Origin of the sequence: Pseudomonas sp. JH-2 (assembly GCF_036231725.1) — a bacterium.
Lineage (GTDB): Bacteria > Pseudomonadota > Gammaproteobacteria > Pseudomonadales > Pseudomonadaceae > Pseudomonas > Pseudomonas delhiensis.
The window spans coordinates 1-18,575 of record NZ_JAZAQP010000012.1; the positions used below are offsets into that span (position 1 = coordinate 1).

Annotated in this window: 18 protein-coding genes; 2 read left to right on the plus strand and 16 right to left on the minus strand. The window is 67.5% G+C overall.

Annotated elements, in window-relative coordinates:
• Positions 1 to 508 precede the first annotated feature (508 nt).
• The 13 genes from VV867_RS10725 to VV867_RS10785 form a co-directional block, all read right to left on the minus strand.
• A complete protein-coding gene (locus VV867_RS10725; RefSeq protein ID WP_328566356.1) occupies positions 509 to 1,285 on the minus strand; it encodes a TatD family hydrolase in 777 nt (258 codons plus the stop codon).
• Positions 1,286 to 1,358: 73 nt separating this feature from the next.
• A complete protein-coding gene (locus VV867_RS10730; protein WP_009621447.1) occupies positions 1,359 to 1,715 on the minus strand; it encodes a PilZ domain-containing protein in 357 nt (118 codons plus the stop codon).
• A 35-nt stretch (positions 1,716 to 1,750) separates the two neighbouring features.
• The gene (locus VV867_RS10735; RefSeq protein WP_328566357.1) at positions 1,751 to 2,737 is read right to left on the minus strand and encodes a DNA polymerase III subunit delta'; all 987 of its coding nucleotides are present in this window, start codon (positions 2,735 to 2,737) and stop codon (positions 1,751 to 1,753) included.
• Entirely contained in the window at positions 2,730 to 3,362 is a 633-nt protein-coding gene (gene tmk / locus VV867_RS10740) for a dTMP kinase (RefSeq protein ID WP_328566358.1), read from the minus strand. Before tmk ends, VV867_RS10735 begins: the two co-directional genes overlap by 8 nt.
• A gap of 21 nt (positions 3,363 to 3,383) precedes the next feature.
• Positions 3,384 to 4,466 (minus strand): endolytic transglycosylase MltG, encoded by a 1,083-nt coding sequence (mltG, locus tag VV867_RS10745; RefSeq protein ID WP_109934046.1) that lies wholly within the window; start codon positions 4,464 to 4,466, stop codon positions 3,384 to 3,386.
• A 6-nt stretch (positions 4,467 to 4,472) separates the two neighbouring features.
• The gene (pabC, locus tag VV867_RS10750) at positions 4,473 to 5,288 is read right to left on the minus strand and encodes an aminodeoxychorismate lyase (RefSeq protein WP_328566359.1); all 816 of its coding nucleotides are present in this window, start codon (positions 5,286 to 5,288) and stop codon (positions 4,473 to 4,475) included.
• Complete coding sequence (gene fabF / locus VV867_RS10755; protein WP_328566360.1) at positions 5,288 to 6,532, minus strand: beta-ketoacyl-ACP synthase II; 1,245 nt, start codon at positions 6,530 to 6,532, stop codon at positions 5,288 to 5,290. Before fabF ends, pabC begins: the two co-directional genes overlap by 1 nt.
• Before the next feature lie 128 nt (positions 6,533 to 6,660).
• Entirely contained in the window at positions 6,661 to 6,897 is a 237-nt protein-coding gene (gene acpP, locus VV867_RS10760; RefSeq protein ID WP_007160597.1) for an acyl carrier protein, read from the minus strand.
• A 194-nt stretch (positions 6,898 to 7,091) separates the two neighbouring features.
• A complete protein-coding gene (fabG, locus tag VV867_RS10765; protein ID WP_109934043.1) occupies positions 7,092 to 7,835 on the minus strand; it encodes a 3-oxoacyl-ACP reductase FabG in 744 nt (247 codons plus the stop codon).
• 15 nt (positions 7,836 to 7,850) lie between these two features.
• Entirely contained in the window at positions 7,851 to 8,789 is a 939-nt protein-coding gene (fabD, locus tag VV867_RS10770; protein ID WP_275627176.1) for an ACP S-malonyltransferase, read from the minus strand.
• 205 nt (positions 8,790 to 8,994) lie between these two features.
• The gene (gene plsX / locus VV867_RS10775; protein ID WP_109934041.1) at positions 8,995 to 10,002 is read right to left on the minus strand and encodes a phosphate acyltransferase PlsX; all 1,008 of its coding nucleotides are present in this window, start codon (positions 10,000 to 10,002) and stop codon (positions 8,995 to 8,997) included.
• Positions 10,003 to 10,005: 3 nt separating this feature from the next.
• A complete protein-coding gene (gene rpmF / locus VV867_RS10780; RefSeq protein WP_009621425.1) occupies positions 10,006 to 10,188 on the minus strand; it encodes a 50S ribosomal protein L32 in 183 nt (60 codons plus the stop codon).
• A 13-nt stretch (positions 10,189 to 10,201) separates the two neighbouring features.
• Positions 10,202 to 10,732, minus strand: a complete 531-nt coding sequence (locus VV867_RS10785; RefSeq protein WP_009621422.1) for a YceD family protein — start codon at positions 10,730 to 10,732, stop codon at positions 10,202 to 10,204.
• A gap of 110 nt (positions 10,733 to 10,842) precedes the next feature.
• On the opposite strand from VV867_RS10785, the gene VV867_RS10790 reads away from it, so the two are divergent.
• The gene (locus tag VV867_RS10790; RefSeq protein ID WP_328566361.1) at positions 10,843 to 11,421 is read left to right on the plus strand and encodes a Maf family protein; all 579 of its coding nucleotides are present in this window, start codon (positions 10,843 to 10,845) and stop codon (positions 11,419 to 11,421) included.
• A 367-nt stretch (positions 11,422 to 11,788) separates the two neighbouring features.
• Here the strand turns inward: VV867_RS10790 and sppA are convergent, their stop codons facing one another.
• Genes sppA through rluC form a run of 3 tightly spaced genes read right to left on the minus strand, consistent with a single transcriptional unit; the run spans position 11,789 to position 14,403 of the window.
• Positions 11,789 to 12,769, minus strand: a complete 981-nt coding sequence (gene sppA / locus VV867_RS10795) for a signal peptide peptidase SppA (protein ID WP_109934039.1) — start codon at positions 12,767 to 12,769, stop codon at positions 11,789 to 11,791.
• Positions 12,759 to 13,454: an HAD-IIIA family hydrolase gene (locus VV867_RS10800; protein ID WP_328566362.1), complete on the minus strand. Its 696-nt coding sequence runs from the start codon at positions 13,452 to 13,454 to the stop codon at positions 12,759 to 12,761. The genes sppA and VV867_RS10800 overlap by 11 nt, the downstream gene beginning before the upstream one ends.
• Positions 13,447 to 14,403 carry a 23S rRNA pseudouridine(955/2504/2580) synthase RluC gene (gene rluC, locus VV867_RS10805; RefSeq protein WP_328566363.1) on the minus strand — a complete coding sequence of 319 codons (957 nt, stop codon included), beginning with the start codon at positions 14,401 to 14,403 and terminating at the stop codon, positions 13,447 to 13,449. Before rluC ends, VV867_RS10800 begins: the two co-directional genes overlap by 8 nt.
• Positions 14,404 to 14,982: 579 nt before the next feature.
• Between rluC and rne the strand changes: the two genes are divergently transcribed.
• A complete protein-coding gene (gene rne / locus VV867_RS10810; RefSeq protein WP_328566364.1) occupies positions 14,983 to 18,255 on the plus strand; it encodes a ribonuclease E in 3,273 nt (1,090 codons plus the stop codon).
• Positions 18,256 to 18,575 lie beyond the last annotated feature (320 nt).

Consider the following 18,575-nt stretch of genomic DNA (forward strand, 5'->3'; position numbering starts at 1 on the left):
TCGCGACATCCATGTCGCATGACCTCCTGAGCGCCGGTTTCGCTCGGCCTTCTGAAGGGGCGTTCCGGTGCGCTCGGATATTTCTCTGGAAGTCCAAAATCAAGAGCGGCACGGCTCTTCGTAGGAGCGAGCTTGCTCGCGAACCTGGCTTCCCACGTTCGCGATGGTTCGTAGGGCGCATAACGCCTACGGCGTTATCCGCCAAATCGCGGACAAGTCCGCTCCTACGGTGGGATATGTGCTGCACGGTAACCTGTAGGAGCGGGCCCTGCCCGCGATTTCGCGCGCAGGGCGCGCTCCTACAGGGGAATGGCATGACTCGGGCTGCGTAGGAGCGGACTCCGTCCGCGATCGAATTCACCGACCATGCCGGACGCCCCGGTGGCACGGATGGCGGCGGATAACCGCGAACGGTTATTCGCCCTACGATGGTCGCGAATCGCAAACGAAGGTGCCAGGGAAGCACTGTCGTAGGAGCGGACTCCATCCGCGAACCACCAAACAGGCATCACGCCGCCAGCGGGAACAGCCGCTTGAAATTGGCGGTGGTCTGCTCGGCCAGGGTCTCGAAGCTCACCCCGCGCAGCACCGCCAGGTACTCGGCGACCTCGCGCACGTACTCCGGCAGGTTCGGCTTGCCGCGGTGCGGCACCGGCGCGAGGTACGGCGAGTCGGTTTCCACCAGCAGGCGGTCGGCCGGCACCTGGCGGGCCACTTCGCGCAGTGCCTCGGCGTTGCGGAAGGTGACTATGCCCGACAGCGAGATGTAGAAGCCGATGTCCAGGGCCGCCCTGGCCATTTCCCAGTTTTCGGTGAAGCAGTGCAGCACGCCGGCCTGGGGCAGCGCCGCCTCGCGCAGCAGCGCCAGGGTGTCGGCGCGGGCCTCGCGGGTGTGGACGATGACCGGCTTGCCGGTGAGCTTCGCCGCCTCCAGGTGCAGGCGGAAGGCTTCCTGCTGCAGTTCGGCGGCCTCGGGTTCGTAGTGGTAGTCCAGGCCGGTCTCGCCGATGGCCACCACCCGCGGGTGGTTCAGTTCGGCCAGCAGCCAGTCCAGGGCCGGGGCGGCGCCGGGTTCCAGGTCCAGCGGGTGGACGCCCACCGAGCAGTGCACGTCGGCGTAGCGCTCGGCCAGGTCCTTGACCGCCCGGGCGTTGTCGGCGCTGACGCCGATGCACAGGAACTGCCCGACGCCCCGGGCGCGCGCGGCGTCCAGGGCGGCGTCGAGCGAGCCGCCGTGGGCGGCCAGGTCGAGGCGGTCGAGGTGGCAATGGGAATCGACGAGCATGGAAAGGCTACTCCGGAAATGACGAAGCGCCCCTTCGGGCGCCTCCTGCGTTCGACGGTACGTCTGCCGCGGATTACATGGTGTGGGTCGGCCTGTCGGACTTCAGCGCCCCGGCCAGGTAGGTCTCGATCTTGTTGCGCGCGGTGTTGTCGCCGTCGTTGAACTGCACGCCGATGCCCGCGGCGCGGTTGCCCTGGGCGCCCTTGGGAGTGATCCAGACCACCTTGCCGGCCACCGGGATCTTCTCCGGCTCGTCCATCAGGTTGAGCAGCATGAAGACCTCGTCGCCCAGCTTGTAGGTCTTGTTGGTCGGGATGAACAGCCCGCCGTTGCGAATGAACGGCATGTAGGCGGCATAGAGTACGGACTTGTCCTTGATGGTCAGGGACAGGATACCGTTACGCGGTCCCAGGTTCGGTGGCAAGCTCATGCGGCTGTCCTAACGATGATCCGATTGGCCCGATTCTAGCCCGCTCCCGGCAGGCTTGCCCACTGCGCCAGCAAGGCTTCGAGAAGCAGGGCACGGTTGAGGTTGGCCTTGTTCAGGACTTTCTGCCGGTGCTCCAGCAGCCAGTCCTGGATCGCCATGACCTTGGGCTGGGTGGATTTCTCCGCCAGGTACTGCAGCACCTTGCGCATGTCCGCCAGGCCCAGGCCCGCCTCGTCGCGGGTCAGCTGGTAGCGCAGGATGCCCAGCGCCCAGTCGCAGAACCAGTCGAACAGCAGCGGCAGCGGCACGGCGTTCCAGCTCTCGGCCAACTGGCCGGGGGCGATCTGCTGCTTGAGCAGCTTCTTCACCCCCTCCACCACCAGCGCGCGCTGCTCGCGCACGCCCTGGCCGTGCAGGCGCAGCGCGGTCAGCGGCGAACCGCCGGCCAGCACCAGCAGCTCGTCGATGGCCTCCGGCGTCTCGTCCGGCAGTGCGGCGGCGAGGAAGGCGCGGCTCTGCCCGGCGCTCGGCAGCGGGCAGGCCTGCTGCACGCAGCGGCTCTTGATGGTCGGCAGCAGGCGGCTGGGCTGGTGGCTGATGAGGATCAGCACGGTGTCGCCGGAGGGCTCCTCCAGGCTCTTGAGCAGGGCATTGGCGGAGTTGAGGTTCATCGCCTCGGCCGGCTCCAGCAGCACCACCTTGCGCCCGCCGAGTTGCGCGGTCTGCACCACGAAGGCCACCAGCTCGCGGACCTGGTCGACGCGGATCGGCTTCTCCGGCTCCTCGGGCTCGAGCAGGAAGAAGTCCGGATGGGTGCCGGCGGCGAGCAATTGGCAGCCCTTGCACTGGCCGCAGGCGCGGTCGTTGGCCGGGTGCTGGCAGAGCAGCAGGGCCACCAGGTTGTCGGCCAGGGCGCGCTTGCCGATGCCGGCCGGGCCGTGCAGCAGGTAGGCGTGGGCATGCCGCGGGCGGCCGCTGAGCTGCTGCCAGAGCGTGGCCTGCCAGGGGTAGATTTCAGCCATGCAGGCGCTCCAGCAGGTTCGGCAGCAGGCTCGCGATGTCGGCCTGCACGCGCTCCAGCGGCTGCGCGGCGTCGAGCACCTGGTAGCGCTGCGGCTCGGCGGCGGCGCGGCGCAGGTAGGTCTGGCGCACCGCCTCGAAGAACCCGCGGCCTTCCTGCTCGAAGCGGTCCAGGCGGCCGCGGGCGGCGGCGCGGGCCAGGCCGATTTCCACCGGCAGGTCGAAGACCAGGGTCAGGTCCGGGCGCAGGTCGCCCTGGACGAAGCGTTCCAGTTCGGCGATGCGCGCCTCCGGCAAGCCGCGGCCGCCGCCCTGGTAGGCGTAGGTCGCGTCGGTGAAGCGGTCGCAGAGCACCACCGCGCCGCGGGCCAGGGCCGGGCGGATGACCTGGGCGATGTGCTGGGCGCGGGCGGCGAACATCAGCAGCAGCTCGGTATCCACCGCCATCGGCTCGTCACTGGGGGCCAGCAGCAGGTCGCGGATGCGCTCGGCCAGCGGCGTGCCGCCGGGCTCGCGGGTCAGCTGCACTTCCACGCCGCGTTCGCGCAGGCGTTCGGCCAGGTACTCGCGGTTGGTGGTCTTGCCCGCGCCTTCGGGGCCTTCCAGGGTGACGAACAGGCCGCTCACTCGGCTCTCCTTCTGTCTGTGCTACTGCTGCGCCGGCGGCGCCTCGGGGCTCGCTTCCGGCGCCGGCGCGGGAGCCGGGGCGGGGCTGGACCGGTAGTCCGCGCGCCGCTTCAGCTGGTACTCCTGCACCGCCTTGTTGTGGTCGTCGAGGTTGTCGGAAAACACGTGGCTGCCATCGCCACGGGCGACGAAATACAGGCTCTGGCCATCGGCCGGGTTGAGCGCGGCGTGGATCGCCTCGCGCCCGGGCATGGCGATCGGCGTCGGCGGCAGGCCGGCGATCAGGTAGGTGTTGTAGGGGGTGGGCTCGCGCAGGTCGGCGCGGCTGATCTTGCCGTTGTAGCGCTCGCCCATGCCGTAGATCACGGTCGGGTCGGTCTGCAGCAGCATGTTCTTCTGCAGGCGGCGCACGAAGACCCCGGCGATCTGCTGGCGCTCCTGGGGCACGCCGGTTTCCTTCTCGATCAGCGAGGCCATGATCAGCGCCTGGTACGGGTCCTTGTAGGGCAGGTCGCCGCTGCGGGCCTGCCATTCCTGGTCGAGGATGCGCTCCATGCGCTGGTAGGCCAGCTTGAGCAGGTCGATGTCGCGCATGCCGCGGACGTAGCGGTAGGTGTCCGGGAAGAAGTGCCCCTCGGGCACGACGCCGGCCTTGCCCAGGCGCTTCATCACCTCTTCGTCGCCGAGGCCGGCCAGGGTGGCCTCCAGCTTGGGCTGGCGCGCCAGCAGTTCGCGGAACTGGTGGAAGGTCCAGCCCTCGACCAGGGTCAGGCTGTACTGCACCACGTCGCCTTCGCGCCACAGTTCCAGCAGGTCGTCGCCGCGCATCCCCGGCTTGAGCCGGTATTCGCCGCTGTGCAGGGCCTGCCCGGCCAGGTTGAAGCGCCAGTACAGGCGCAGCCAGAACGCGCCGTGCAGCACTTCCTCGTCCTGCAGGCGGCTCAGCAGCGCCCCCGGCGTGGCGCCGGACGGGACGTCCAGCAGGCGTTCTTCGGTGAGCTGCAGCGGCTGCTGCAGGGCCCGGCGCTGCTCCCAGCCGGCCAGGCCGAGCAACAGCCCGGCCAGCAGCAGGCCGCTTTCCAGCAGCACCAGCAATTTGCGCATCACAGGTCAGGAATCCAGGCGTTCGCGGAAGTGGGCTTGCAGTTTACGGGTGATCGCCCCGACCGGCCAGGCATGGGCTTCGAGTCGACGCACCGGCCAGATACCGTAGAGGCTGTTGCAAAGGAAGACCTCTTCGGCGTGCAACAGTTCGTCGTAGGCAACATCCCGAATCACGGTCGGAATGCCCTGCCCCGCCGCCCACTCCAGCAGCTCGGCGCGCATCACCCCGGCGACTCCGCAACGGCTCAGCGCCGGGGTGAGCAGTTCACCGCCGCGGACCAGGAACAGGTTGCTGAAGACGCCCTCGACCACCCTTCCGCCCTGGTCGCGCATCAGCCCCTCGGCAAAGGCCGGATCGCTCCATTCGCTGCGGGCCAGGACCTGCTCCAGGCGGTTGAGGTGCTTGAGGCCGGCCAGCAGCGGCTGCTCGGCCAGGCGAGTGGCGCAGGGGAAAAGGGCGATGCCCTCGTCGAAATTGGCCGCCGGATAGGCCGGCGCCGGCGAGCCGATCAGGATGCGCCGCACCTGGGCGTCGGCCGGCGCGGCATAACCGCGCAGGCCTTCGCCGCGGGTCAGCATCAGCTTGGCCACGCCTTCGCCCAGTTGCGCGGCGAAGGCCAGCAGCTCCTGCTCCACCTGGTCCAGCGGCGCCGGCAGGCGCAGGCGTCGCGTGCCCTCCTCCAGGCGCGCCAGGTGCCGCACCAGCAGGCGCGGCCGGCCGGCGCGCACGGCGATGGTCTCGAACAGGCCATCGCCGTAGGCCAGCCCGCGATCGCGCACGGACAGGGCCTCGGCGGGCCGGCCGTCGACCCAGGCGGGCATCAGCCGTTGAACCGGCGGAACACCAGGGAACCGTTGGTGCCGCCGAAGCCGAAGGAGTTGGACACCGCCACCTCGATGCTGCGCTCCTTGAGCTGGTTCGCCACCAGGTCGAGGTCGCAGCCTTCGTCCGGGTTCTCCAGGTTGATGGTCGGCGGCGCCACCTGGTCGCGCAGCGCCAGGACGCAGAAGATGGCTTCCACGGCGCCGGCGGCACCGAGCAGGTGGCCGGTCATGGACTTGGTCGAGCTCATCGACAGCTTGTAGGCGTGCTCGCCGAAGATCGACTTCACCGCGGCGATCTCGGCGATGTCGCCGGCCGGGGTGGAGGTGCCGTGGGCGTTGATGTAGTCGACCTGCTCCGGGTTCAGGCCGGCGTCGCGCAGGGCGTTCTTCATGCAACGGGCGGCGCCCGCGCCATCTTCCGGCGGCGCGGTCATGTGGAAGGCGTCGCCGCTCATGCCGAAGCCGACCAGCTCGGCGTAGATCCGCGCGCCACGGGCCTTGGCGTGCTCCAGCTCTTCCAGCACCACGGCGCCGGCGCCGTCGGAGAGCACGAAGCCGTCGCGGTCCCTGTCCCACGGGCGGCTGGCGCGGGCCGGCTCGTCGTTGCGGGTGGACAGCGCGCGGGCCGCGCCGAAGCCGCCGATACCCAGGCCGCAGGTGGCCATTTCGGAACCGCCGGCGACCATCACGTCAGCCTCGCCGTAGGCGATGTTGCGCGCGGCCATGCCGATGTTGTGGGTGCCGGTGGTGCAGGCGGTGGTGATGGAGTAGTTGGGGCCCTGCAGACCGAGGTTGATCGACAGGAACCCGGAAACCATGTTGATGACCGAGCCGGGCACGAAGAACGGCGAAATGCGCCGCGGCCCCTGCTCGAACATGGAGCGGCAGGTATTCTCGATGTTGGTCAGGCCGCCGATGCCGGAGCCGATGGCGACGCCGATGCGCTCGCGGTTGGCGTCGGTGACTTCCAGACCGGAATCGCGCACCGCCTGGTAACTGGCGGCCAGGCCGTACTGGATGAACAGGTCGAGTTTGCGGGCTTCCTTGGCGGACATGTACTGCTCGACGTCGAACCCCCTCACCGAACCGCCGAAGCGGGTGGAGAAGGCGGAAAGGTCCATGTGCTCGATCGGGGCGATACCGCTGCGGCCGGCCAGGATACCCTGCCAGGAACTCGGCACGTCCACGCCCAGGGGCGAGAGCATACCCATGCCAGTGATGACGACGCGTCTGCGCGACACTACGACTTCCTCATTTTGCGAATACACGGCATAGGCGCCGGACCGCGACCAGGGCTGTCCAGCGCTACGCTAAAGAAAAGCCGCACGCCTTTGCAGGCCGTGCGGCTTCTTCCGTCGGAAACGGCTACTTATTGCTGGTGGGCAACGATGTAGTCGATGGCTTCCTGGACGGTGGTGATCTTTTCGGCTTGCTCGTCGGGGATTTCGGTCTCGAATTCCTCTTCCAGAGCCATCACCAGCTCAACGGTGTCAAGGGAGTCCGCGCCCAGGTCTTCGACGAAGGAAGCGCTGTTGGTGACTTCTTCTTCCTTAACGCCGAGTTGCTCAGCAACGATCTTCTTGACGCGTTCTTCGATGGTGCTCATACCTTGTTTTCACTCCTATGGACAATCCGTACAGCTGGGCTGCGGGTAAGTGTATAGAAAGGGTTTTCTGCTTTTCAAGCTGAACGCCGACGCCCCTTCGCGACCACCACGATGTTCTGTCTATAACCCAGTTGCATCTATATAACGGATTTTAGACAGCGCATATGACACATCCGCGAAGAGTAAGGTCACATTCAGCTCATGTACATTCCGCCATTCACCGGTACCGTGGCGCCGGTCACATAGGCGGCACCATCGGAGGCGAGGAATCCTACCACCTTGGCGATCTCTTCGGCTTGGCCGAGACGCCCCAGCGGAATCTGGCCGAGCAGCGCTTCGCGCTGGGCTTCGGGCAGTTCACGGGTCATGTCGGTGTCGATGAAGCCCGGGGCCACCGCGTTGACGGTGATGGCACGGGAGCCCACTTCGCGCGCCAGGGCGCGGGTGAAGCCCTCTAGACCGGCCTTCGCCGCGGCGTAGTTGGTCTGCCCGGCATTGCCCATGGCGCCGACCACCGAACCGATGTTGATGATGCGACCCCAGCGCGCCTTGGTCATGCCGCGCAGCACGGCTTTCGACAGACGGTAGAGGCTGTTGAGGTTGGTGTTGACCACGTCGAACCACTCGTCGTCCTTCATCCGCATCAGCAGGTTGTCGCGGGTGATGCCGGCGTTGTTGACCACGACCAGCGGCTGGCCGAGGTGCTGCTGGATGTGCTCGAGGGTGGAGGCGACGGATTCGTCGCTGGAAACGTCCAGGACCAGGCCGGCGCCTTCGATGCCATTGGCCTTGAGGTACTCGGCGATCTTCTCGGCGCCAGAAGCGCTGGTGGCGGTGCCGATGACGATGGCGCCCAGGCGACCCAGCTCCAGGGCGATGGCCTGGCCGATGCCACGGCTCGCGCCGGTGACCAGGGCAACCTTACCTTGCAGACTCATGCTCTTATCTCCTGTTCAAGCCAGAGCCGCACGAGCCGCCGCGAAGGCGTCCGCCGAATCCAGATTGTGGGTGTTCACGCCCTTGGCGCAACGCTTGTTCAGGCCGGCCAGGACCTTGCCAGGGCCGCACTCTACCAGATCGGTGACGCCCTTGGCGGCGAGCAGTTGCACGGTCTCGACCCAGCGCACCGGGCTGTACAGCTGCGCCAGCAGGTCGCGCTTGAGGGTGGCGAGGTCCGCCGGCACCTGGGCGCTGACGTTCTGCACCAGGGCGATGCCCGGGGCCTGCCAGGCGATGGCTTCCACCGCCTCGGCGAAGCGCTCGGCGGCCGGGCGCATCAGCGCGCAGTGCGACGGCACGCTGACCGGCAGCGCCACGGCGCGCTTGGCGCCGCGGGCCTTGCAGGCCTCGATGGCGCGCTCGACCGCGGCGGCGGCACCGGCGACCACCACCTGGCCGGGGGCGTTGAAGTTCACCGCGCTGACCACGTCACCCTGGGCGGCTTCGGCGCAGGCGGCCAGCACGTCGGCATCTTCCAGGCCGAGGATCGCGGCCATGCCGCCGGTCCCGGCGGGCACCGCTTCCTGCATCAATTGGCCGCGGCGCTCGACCAGCTTCACCGCGTCGGCGAAGCCCAGGCTGCCGGCGGCGACCAGGGCCGAGTACTCACCGAGGCTGTGGCCGGCGACGTAGGCCGGCGCGGCGCCACCCTCGGCCTGCCACAGGCGCCACAGGGCGATGGAGGCGGCGAGGATGGCCGGCTGGGTCTTGTCGGTCTGGTTCAGGCGCTCTTCCGGGCCTTCCTGCACCAGCGCCCAGAGGTCGTAGCCCAGGGCCGAGGAGGCTTCGGCGAAGGTGTCACGCACCAGTGCGTGCTGCGCGCCCAGCTCGGCCAGCATGCCGAGGGATTGCGAGCCCTGGCCGGGGAAAACGAATGCGAGGGATGCGGACATTGCAACGGGTCCCTTGTGTCTGTTTCGTCGAAGGGTAACGCCAGCAGCAGCCTGGCGCATGGAACTGACAGTTGGATGACGGCCTCGACCGCGCGGTCACATCGCCAGGGCGGGGATTACATCTCGCCGGGCGACCTTGCGAGCGCGGTGCGCAAGCATACTTCCATTACCGCCAGAAATCTCTATTTCCTTTCTATTCAGCCACTTAGAGAAGGCTTTCAAGCCGTCCGTGGAGCCGCTGCGGCAGGTTCTCGCGGATTTCCGCCAGGGCCCGGCGCAGCGCGCTCTGGATGCCCTCCTCGGCCGCGCTGCCGTGGCTCTTCACCACGATGCCCTGCAGCCCCAGGAAACTCGCGCCATTGTGCCGGGCCGGCGTCAGGTCGCTGCGCAGGCGGCGCAGCAGCGGCATGGCCACAAGGCCAATGGCCTTCGCCGACAGGCTGGACGCGAACAGTTGCTCCAGGCGGCTGACCACCATGGCCGCCAGCCCCTCGCTGGCCTTGAGCAGGATGTTGCCGACGAAGCCGTCGCACACCACCACGTCGGCCAGGCCGCGGTACAGGCCGTCGCCCTCTATGTAGCCGATGTAGTTGATGCCGCGGGCCTGCTCCAGCAGGGTCGAGGCCAGCTTGACCTGCTGGTTGCCCTTGATTTCCTCGGTGCCGACGTTGAGCAGCGCCACCTTCGGGTTGGCCTTGCCCAGCGCCTCGGCCGCCACCGCGCCCATCACGGCGAACTGGTAGAGGTGCTCGGCGCTGCAATCGACGTTCGCCCCCAGGTCCAGCAGGTGGCAATGCCCGGCCTGGGTCGGCACGGCGGTGACCATGGCCGGCCGGTCGATGCCCGGCAAGGTCTTGAGCAGGTAGCGCGACAGGGCCATCAGCGCCCCGGTGTTGCCGGCGCTGACGCAGGCGTGGGCCGCACCGTCGCGGACCAGTTCCAGGGCGACGCGCATGGAGGAGTCGGGCTTGCTGCGCAGGGCCTGGGACGGGCGTTCGTCCATGCCGATGACTTCGCTGGCGTGCTGGATGTGCAGGCGCGGGCGGTCGACCGCGGAAACGCGGGCGCAGAGTTCTTCGAGGAGGGGGGCCTGGCCGACGAGGACCAGTTGCAGGGCGGGGTTTTCGGCCAGGAAGGAAATGCTGGCCGGAACAATGCAGTGGGGACCGAAGTCCCCACCCATTGCATCAATCGCGATGATTGGTGCGGACAAGGATTACTCGTCAGAGCCCTTGTCTACGACCTTGCGGCCGCGATAGAAGCCGTCCGGGGAGACGTGGTGACGCAGGTGAACTTCACCGGTGCTCTTTTCCACGGACAGAGCGTTCGCATCGAGCGCATCGTGGGAACGACGCATGTCACGAGCGGAACGGGATTTTTTGTTCTGCTGAACAGCCATGATTGATTAACTCCTAAACGTTTGGGTCACGCTTCAACTGCGCCAGTACGCTGAACGGGTTGGGACGCTCTTCCACGTTCTCGCTCGGCTCGGGCGCTGCTGCAAATCCCGCCGGATGCTGGCATTCCTCAGGGTCATGGGCCGGAACGATGGGCAAGGCGAGCAACAGCTCGTCCTCGACCAGAGGCGGCAGGTCGAGGGGTTCCTCCCCCACTTCCAGCGCATCGTACCCCTTCGGCAGCCCTTCGGCAGACTGGCCTTCCCAGAGGATGGCGAAGTCGGACTCGCTGGTGACCTGGAAGGTCGCCGGCTCGAGGCAGCGTTGGCATACCATGCTCACCTGCGCGTCGACTTCGACATGCATGACCGCCAGCTTCTGCTCGTCACGGTGGAAGAAGAACTTCGCCCGGACGTTGCCGTCGCTGCTGGTCAGCTGTTCGCAAACCCGCGGCATGCTGGCGAGCGGCAGCACACCCTCGAGGGTGGCTTCGCGCTCTACCAGTTTGCGCGGATCGACGTGAGGTGGTATCGGCCCATTCAACATAAGCGCGCCATTATAGGGATGCCCCCGTCCCTGTCAAAGGAAATTAGGCATAAACCGCTGTATGGACAGCCTTTTCGCTAGAATCGCGAACTTCGCCCAGGAGACACCCGATGCGCCCACTGATTCTCGCCTCAAGCTCGCCCTACCGCCGCGAACTGCTGCAACGCCTGCGCCTGCCTTTCGAATGCGCAAGCCCGGATATAGATGAAAGCCCGCTGGCCGGCGAAAGCGCCGAACAGCTGGTGCGCCGCCTCGCCGAAGCCAAGGCGCGGGCACTGGCGACGCGCTTTCCCCAGCACCTGATCATCGGCTCGGACCAGGCCGCCGTCCAGGGCCAGGCGATCCTCGGCAAGCCGCACACCCTGGAACGGGCCGTGGAACAATTGAAGGCTTCCAGTGGCAACAGCGTCAGCTTCCTCACCGGCCTCGCCCTGCTGGACAGCGCCAGCGGCCGCTGCCAGGTGGACTGCATCCCCTTCCGCGTGCACTTCCGCGAACTGGACGAGGCGCGCATCCGCCGCTACCTGGAGGCCGAGCGCCCCTTCGACTGCGCCGGCAGCTTCAAGGCCGAGGGCCTGGGCGTCAGCCTGTTCCGCGCGACCGAGGGCGAGGACGGCACCAGCCTGGTCGGCCTGCCGCTGATCCGCCTGGTGGACATGCTGCTGGCCGAAGGGGTGCAGGTTCCCTGAACCCGCGCGCAAGGCACAACCCGTAGGGCGCATAACGCCTACGGCGTTATCCGCCGCCAACCCGCGCGCCAGAGGCATCGGCGGATAACCGCGAACGGTTATTCGCCCTACGGTCGGGCATCGCGCAAGCGGACCTTGTCCGCGATTCGTGCGCAGGGCACAACCCGTAGGGCGGATAACGCCTACGGCGTTATCCGCCGCCAACCCGCGCGCCAACGGCATCGGCGGATAACCGCGAACGGTTATTCGCCCTACGGTCGGGCATCGCGCAAGCGGACCTTGTCCGCGATTCGTGCGCAGGGCCCAGGAACGAAAAAGCCGCTGCCTTCCTATATAAAGGCAGCGGCCCGTTTCGAGCAGCGGGACCTCAGCGCAGCGCCGGCCCCTGCCAGCCCATCCACAGCGCCAGGCGCTCGGCGACGCTGGTGCCGAGCTTCTTGGCGAAGCGGTCGAACGGCGTTTCCTGCACGGTGTAGTCGACGATCTCCTTTTCCTTGATGACGTCGCGCGCCACGTAGCTGGTGCTGCCCAGGCCATCGATCAGGCCGAGTTGCAGCGCCTGCTCGCCGGACCAGATCAGCCCGGAGAACAGCTCGGGATGGTCCTTGTCCTTCAGGCGGTCGCCACGCCCTTTCTTCACGCTGTCGATGAACTGCTTGTGGGTGGTGTCCAGCACCCCCTGCCAGAACTGCGTCTCTTCGGCCTTGGGCGGCTGGAAGGGATCGAGGAAGGCCTTGTGCTCGCCGGAGGTGTAGACGCGGCGATCGACGCCGAGCTTCTCCATGGTGCCGACGAAGCCGAAGGTGGCGGCGGTGACGCCGATGGAGCCGACCAGGCTGGCCTTGTCGGCGTAGATTTCGTCGGCGGCGCTGGCGATGTAGTAGGCGCCGGACGCCCCCAGGTCGCTGATCACCGCGTAGACCTTCACGTCCGGATGCAGGCCGCGCTGGCGCTTGATCTCGTCATAGATGTAGCCGGACTGTACCGGGCTGCCGCCCGGGCTGTTGATGCGCAGGACGATGCCCTTGGTGCCGGCATCCTCGAAGGCCGCCTTCAATGCCCCCACGACGTTGTCGGCGCTGGCCGGCTCGTCGTCGGCGATCATGCCCTTCACCTCGATCAGGGCGGTATGGCTGCCGCTGCGCGAGGCCGACTTGGACAGGCCACTGAAGGGGGTGAACAGCGCCAGGGCGAGGAACAGGTAGGCGAAGGTCAGCAGCTTGAAGAAAATGCCCCAGCGACGGGCCCGGCGCTGCTCCTGCACGCCGGCCAGCACCGCCTTCTCCAGCAGCTTCCAGCTCTTCGCATCCGACGGGCCGGACTCCTCGGCCTTCCACTCATCCGACATGCTCACTCACCTCGATCCGTGGGTCCTGCGCCCGGCCATCCAGCCAGGCGCGCAATTCGTTGAAATGCCCGATCTCCAGGCGCGGGCCGTATTCGCGCAACACCGACAGCGGCTGCGCCCCGTAGGACACCGCCACCGAGTCCATGCCCGCGCGGCGCGCCATCTCCAGGTCGAAGGGCGCATCCCCGACCATCACCGCACGCCGCGGCTCGACCCGGCAATGCGCGAGGATCTCATGCAGCATGCGCGGATCGGGCTTGCTCGCCGACTCGTCGGCGGCGCGGGTGATATCGAAGAAACCTTCCCAGCCCTGCCCCTTCAGCACCCGGTCCAGGCCACGGCGGCTCTTGCCGGTGGCGACCGCCAGACGGTAGCCGGACTGGCGGAAATGCTCCAGCGCATCGGCCACGCCCGGGAACAAAGGAGAAGGCTCGACCTCCAGCATCAGATAATGCTCGGCGTAGTCGCCACGAAAGACTGTCAGCGCAGCCTCGTCGTCGACCTCCGGGTACAGCGTCTGGACCGCCTCAGGCAAGCCCAGGCCGATGATGCCTTTTATGGCCTCGTCGCTGCGCTGCGGCAGCCCGGAGCGCTCGGCCGCCACCCGCATCGACTCGACGATGCGGCCGACGGAGTCGACCAAAGTGCCGTCCCAATCGAAGACCAGCAGCGCGTAATCAGGCATCCAGGCGTTCCAGCGTGCTGCGCCACATGTCGTCCACCTCGGCGTCCAGCTCCAGGGTGGAGCCGTCGGGCATGGGCACGCGCAGCTGCGCGGAATGCAGGAACAGGCGCTTGCCGCCCAGCTCGCGGATCTCGCGGGAGAACTCGTCGTCGCCGTACTTGGCGTCGCCGGCGATGGAATGCCCGGCGTGCTTGGCGTGCACGCGGATCTGGTGGGTGCGCCCGGTGATCGGCCGCGCCTCCACCAGGGTGGCGAAGTCGCCGAAGCGGCGCAGCACCTTGAACTCGGTGAGCGCATCCTTGCCTTCGACGTTGACCTCCACCATGCGCTCGCCGGAGCGCAGGTTGTTCTTCATCAGCGGCGCGCGGATCTGCTTCTTCGCCGCCGGCCAGTTGCCGCGCACCAGGGCGTGGTAGCGCTTGTCCACCACGTGCTCGTTGCGCAGGGCGTCGTGCAGGTGGCGCAGCATGCTGCGCTTCTTGGCGATCATCAGCAGGCCGGAGGTGTCACGGTCCAGGCGGTGCACCAGCTCCAGGTCCTTGGACTCCGGGCGCAGCTGGCGGAAGGCCTCGATCACGCCATAGCTGAGGCCGCTGCCGCCATGCACGGCGATGCCGGCGGGCTTGTTGATCACGATCAGCGCCTTGTCTTCATAGACGATAGCGGCCTCCAGGCGCTCGAGCAGCCCCTGGGCCAGCGGCGCCGGCTCGTCGCGCTCGGCCAGGCGCAGCGGCGGCACGCGCACCAGGTCCCCGGCCTGCAGCTTGTACTCGGGCTTGATCCGCCCCTTGTTCACCCGCACCTCGCCCTTGCGCAGGATGCGGTAGATCAAGGTCTTGGGTACGCCTTTGAGCTGGGTTCTGAGGAAATTGTCGATGCGCTGGCCGGCATATTCCGGCGAGACTTCAAGCAGCTGGACGCCGGAAGTCGGAGGGGTGGGAGTCGTCATCCGCTCATCATAGCAATTTTTCATTCAATTGAAGCACTTAATCATTGCTGCTATATTCGGGAGGCCGCCAAAAGTGGCCGGGCCCGCGGATGTCAGCGAAATCGCCATCCCCGCTGCCTGCAAGCACATTGAACGGACGTGAGGCAGTCCTGCGAAGCGTTGCCGTGGCGGATTAGCGAATCCCTCGACGCAACGACTCGGAACCCGAGCCTTGAGACATGACGCACGGCTGCCTCGGTAGCCGTGAAAAGCCAACCCGCTCCCGGATTCTGCGAGCGGCACCCGCTTCTTCAATAGGAAACGTGCAGGGTGGAGATGCACAACTGTCGGACCGCGTAGCTTGCATAGCCTTGTTTCAGACGCACTCTTTCGTCCGCCTCCGATAGTTGATTCCTCCTCCTGTTGATTGCTTGTTCGCAGGACAAGCAGGAGACGTAGTCGCGACCCGGCCCGTTGCTAGCCGGACGTCGCTGGACACGGGAATGGTCCGCCATTCCTGAGTACGCGCCTGAGCACCGACCGTGAGAGTCGTGGGTGCCGATTGCCGTTTCCGGTGGCCCCGGAAACCATTGGTACTACATGAAAAGAATGCTGATCAACGCAACTCAACCCGAAGAGTTGCGTGTAGCGCTGGTAGATGGCCAGCGTCTGTTCGACCTGGACATCGAGTCCGGCGCGCGCGAACAGAAGAAGGCCAACATCTACAAGGGCCGCATCACCCGCGTCGAGCCCAGCCTGGAAGCCGCCTTCGTCGACTTCGGCGCCGAGCGCCACGGTTTCCTCCCCCTCAAGGAAATTTCCCGCGAGTACTTCAAGAAGAACCCCGAAGGGCGCATCAACATCAAGGATGTGCTCAGCGAAGGCCAGGAAGTCATCGTCCAGGTCGAGAAGGAAGAACGCGGCAACAAGGGCGCAGCCCTGACCACCTTCATCAGCCTGGCCGGTCGCTACCTGGTGCTGATGCCGAACAATCCCCGCGCCGGCGGCATCTCCCGCCGCATCGAGGGCGAGGAGCGCAACGAACTGCGCGAAGCCCTGAACGGCCTCAACGCCCCCGCCGACATGGGCCTGATCGTCCGCACCGCGGGCCTTGGCCGCAGCTCCGAAGAGCTGCAGTGGGACCTGGACTACCTGCTGCAACTGTGGGGCGCCATCAAGGAAGCCTCCGGCGAGCGCGGCGCGCCCTTCCTGATCTACCAGGAAAGCAACGTCATCATCCGCGCCATCCGCGACTACCTGCGCCAGGACATCGGCGAAGTGCTGATCGACAGCATCGACGCCCAGGAAGAAGCGCTGAACTTCATCCGCCAGGTGATGCCGCAGTACGCCAGCAAGGTCAAGCTGTACCAGGACAGCGTTCCGCTGTTCAACCGCTTCCAGATCGAAAGCCAGATCGAGACCGCCTTCCAGCGCGAAGTGAAGCTGCCCTCCGGCGGCTCCATCGTCATCGACCCGACCGAGGCCCTGGTCTCCATCGACATCAACTCGGCGCGCGCCACCAAAGGCGGCGACATCGAGGAAACCGCCCTGCAGACCAACCTGGAAGCGGCCGAGGAAATCGCCCGCCAGTTGCGCCTGCGTGACATCGGCGGCCTGATCGTCATCGACTTCATCGACATGACCCCGGCGAAGAACCAGCGCGCCGTGGAAGAGCGCGTGCGCGAGGCCCTCGAGGCCGACCGTGCACGCGTCCAGGTCGGCCGCATCTCGCGCTTCGGCCTGCTGGAGATGTCCCGCCAGCGCCTGCGCCCGTCCCTCGGCGAGACCAGCGGCATCGTCTGCCCGCGTTGCAACGGCCAGGGCATCATCCGCGACGTGGAATCCCTGTCGCTGGCCATCCTGCGCCTGATCGAGGAAGAAGCGCTGAAGGACCGCACCGCGGAAGTCCGCGCCCGCGTACCCTTCCAGGTCGCCGCCTTCCTGCTCAACGAGAAGCGCAACGCCATCACCAAGATCGAGCTGCGCACCCGCGCGCGCATCTTCATCCTGCCCGACGAGCACCTGGAAACCCCGCACTTCGAAGTGCAGCGCCTGCGTGACGACAACCCGGACCTGCTGGTCGGCCACACCAGCTACGAGATGGCCCTGGTCGAACACGAGGAAGTCCAGCCGGTCAGCGCCACCCGCACCCTGGTCCGCCAGGAAGCCGCGGTGAAGACCGTTTCCCCGCAGACCCCCGCCCCGCAGCAGGCCGAGCAGGCCGCCGCGCCGCAGCCGGTGGAAGCCACCAAGCCGATGCCGCAGCCGAGCCTGTTCCAGGGCCTGGTCAAGTCGCTGGTGAGCCTGTTCGCCGGCAAGGAAGAAGAGGCCAAGCCGGCCGTCAGCGCCGAGAAGCCCGCCAGCGAGCGCAGTTCGACCCCGGACGAGCGCCGCAACGGCCGCCAGCAGAACCGTCGCCGTGACGGCGGCCGTCGCGACGACGAGCGCAAGCCCCGCGAAGAGCGTGGCGAACGCAACGAGCGCCGCCGCGAAGAACGTGCCGAGCGTCCGGCCCGCGAAGAGCGCCAGCCGCGTGAAGAACGCGCCGAACGCCAGCCCCGCGAGGAGCGTCAGCCGCGCGAAGAACGCGCCGAGCGCCAGCCCCGCGAGGAACGCCAGCCGCGTGAAGAGCGCGCCGAGCGTCAACCCCGCGAGGAGCGCCAGCCGCGCGAAGAGCGTGCCGAGCGTCAACCCCGCGAGGAGCGTCAGCCGCGCGAAGAGCGCGCCGAGCGTCAACCGCGCGAGGAACGCCAGCCGCGTGAAGAACGTGCCGAGCGCCAGCCCCGCGAGGAGCGTCAGCCGCGCGAAGAACGCGCCGAGCGCCAGCCGGGTGAAGAGCGTCAGCCCCGCGAGGAACGCCAGCCGCGCGAAGAGCGTGGTGAGCGTCGCGAACGTGGCGAACGCCAGCCCCGCGAGGAACGCCAGGCCCGCGAAGCCGCACTGGAAGCCGAAGAGCTGCCGAACAGCGAGGAGCTGCTGGAGCAGGACGACCAGGAAGGTGGCGATGACGAGCGTCCGCGCCGCCGTTCCCGTGGCCAGCGCCGCCGCAGCAACCGCCGCGAGCGTCAGCGCGAAGTCGGCGTGGACGGCCTGGAGGCCGGCGAGCAGCCGGAAGGCACCGAGTCGCCGTCCGCCCCGGCCCTGGTCGCAACCGGCGCCGCCGCGGTAGCCGTGGTCGCCGAGCAGGTCGTCGAGGCCGCCAGCGAGCAGGCCGTCGAGCCGGTCGCTGCCGTCGAGGCCAGCGCCGAGTCCGTGGTGGTCACCGAGACCCACGAGGAAAGCGCCGGCGAGCAGATCGTCGAGTTCAGCCTGCAGCCGAGCGAATCCGCCCCGGCCGCCGTCGAACCGGCCGAGCAGCCTGCCGCGGAAGCCGTGGTCGAGGCCGCTCCGGTCGTCGAAAGCGCCCCCGTCGAACCCCAAGTGGCCGAAGCCCCGGCCGCCCAGGCCGAGCCCGCTGTCGCCGCAGCGAGCCAGGACGACGCACAACTGGCAGCCAACGCCACCGGCCGCGCCCTGAACGACCCGCGCGAGCGCCGTCGCCTGCAGCGCGAAGCCGAGCGCCTGGCCCGTGAAGCCGCGGAAGCTGCCGCTGCCGCTCCGGCCGTCGTGGAAACCGCTGTCGTCGAACAGGCCGCCGAGGTGGAAGTCGTCGCCGAGGCGCCGGTCGCTGCTGCGGAAGAAAGCGTCGTGGAAGCAGCCCAGGAAGCCGTTGAGGCACCTGCTGCCGAAGCTGCCGAAGCTGCCGAAGCTGCCGAAGCTGCCGAAGCTGCCGAAGCTGCCGAAGGCGAGCAGGCCATCCAGGCCGTCGAGGAGCAAGTCGAAGCCGACAAGGCCGAGCAGCACCGCGAAGAAGTGGAAAAGCACCACGGCTGATCGCCCGCGTGCTGAAAAAAGGGGATGCCTAGGCATCCCCTTTTTTTATGATTCCAGGATTGCGTAGGACGGATAGAGCCTCCTACCGGGAAACGCCATGCCTCACGACACCTGTAGGAGCGGGCCCTGCCCGCGATTTCGCGCGCAGAGCGCGCTCCTGCAGGGGAATGGTGCGGTAGGGCGGCGTAGGAGCGGATCTCATCCGCGAATCGCGCCGGAACGTCCGGTGATCGCGGACAAGGTCCGCTCCTACACCCATACTGGTGGGCATGGCTCGCTCCTACGAAGAGCACCACGGACAAAAAAGGCGCTTGCCGGCA

What these genes read in the sequence shown, in the direction of transcription:
- VV867_RS10725 (WP_328566356.1), bottom strand. Translation starts at nt 1,285, where the DNA reads ATGCTCGTCGATTCCCATTGCCACCTCGACCGCCTCGACCTGGCCGCC.
- VV867_RS10730 (WP_009621447.1), bottom strand. Translation starts at nt 1,715, where the DNA reads ATGAGCTTGCCACCGAACCTGGGACCGCGTAACGGTATCCTGTCCCTG.
- VV867_RS10735 (WP_328566357.1), bottom strand. Translation starts at nt 2,737, where the DNA reads ATGGCTGAAATCTACCCCTGGCAGGCCACGCTCTGGCAGCAGCTCAGC.
- mltG (WP_109934046.1), bottom strand. Translation starts at nt 4,466, where the DNA reads ATGCGCAAATTGCTGGTGCTGCTGGAAAGCGGCCTGCTGCTGGCCGGG.
- pabC (WP_328566359.1), bottom strand. Translation starts at nt 5,288, where the DNA reads ATGCCCGCCTGGGTCGACGGCCGGCCCGCCGAGGCCCTGTCCGTGCGC.
- acpP (WP_007160597.1), bottom strand. Translation starts at nt 6,897, where the DNA reads ATGAGCACCATCGAAGAACGCGTCAAGAAGATCGTTGCTGAGCAACTC.
- fabG (WP_109934043.1), bottom strand. Translation starts at nt 7,835, where the DNA reads ATGAGTCTGCAAGGTAAGGTTGCCCTGGTCACCGGCGCGAGCCGTGGC.
- fabD (WP_275627176.1), bottom strand. Translation starts at nt 8,789, where the DNA reads ATGTCCGCATCCCTCGCATTCGTTTTCCCCGGCCAGGGCTCGCAATCC.
- rpmF (WP_009621425.1), bottom strand. Translation starts at nt 10,188, where the DNA reads ATGGCTGTTCAGCAGAACAAAAAATCCCGTTCCGCTCGTGACATGCGT.
- VV867_RS10785 (WP_009621422.1), bottom strand. Translation starts at nt 10,732, where the DNA reads ATGTTGAATGGGCCGATACCACCTCACGTCGATCCGCGCAAACTGGTA.
- VV867_RS10790 (WP_328566361.1), top strand. Translation starts at nt 10,843, where the DNA reads ATGCGCCCACTGATTCTCGCCTCAAGCTCGCCCTACCGCCGCGAACTG.
- sppA (WP_109934039.1), bottom strand. Translation starts at nt 12,769, where the DNA reads ATGTCGGATGAGTGGAAGGCCGAGGAGTCCGGCCCGTCGGATGCGAAG.
- VV867_RS10800 (WP_328566362.1), bottom strand. Translation starts at nt 13,454, where the DNA reads ATGCCTGATTACGCGCTGCTGGTCTTCGATTGGGACGGCACTTTGGTC.
- rluC (WP_328566363.1), bottom strand. Translation starts at nt 14,403, where the DNA reads ATGACGACTCCCACCCCTCCGACTTCCGGCGTCCAGCTGCTTGAAGTC.
- rne (WP_328566364.1), top strand. Translation starts at nt 14,983, where the DNA reads ATGAAAAGAATGCTGATCAACGCAACTCAACCCGAAGAGTTGCGTGTA.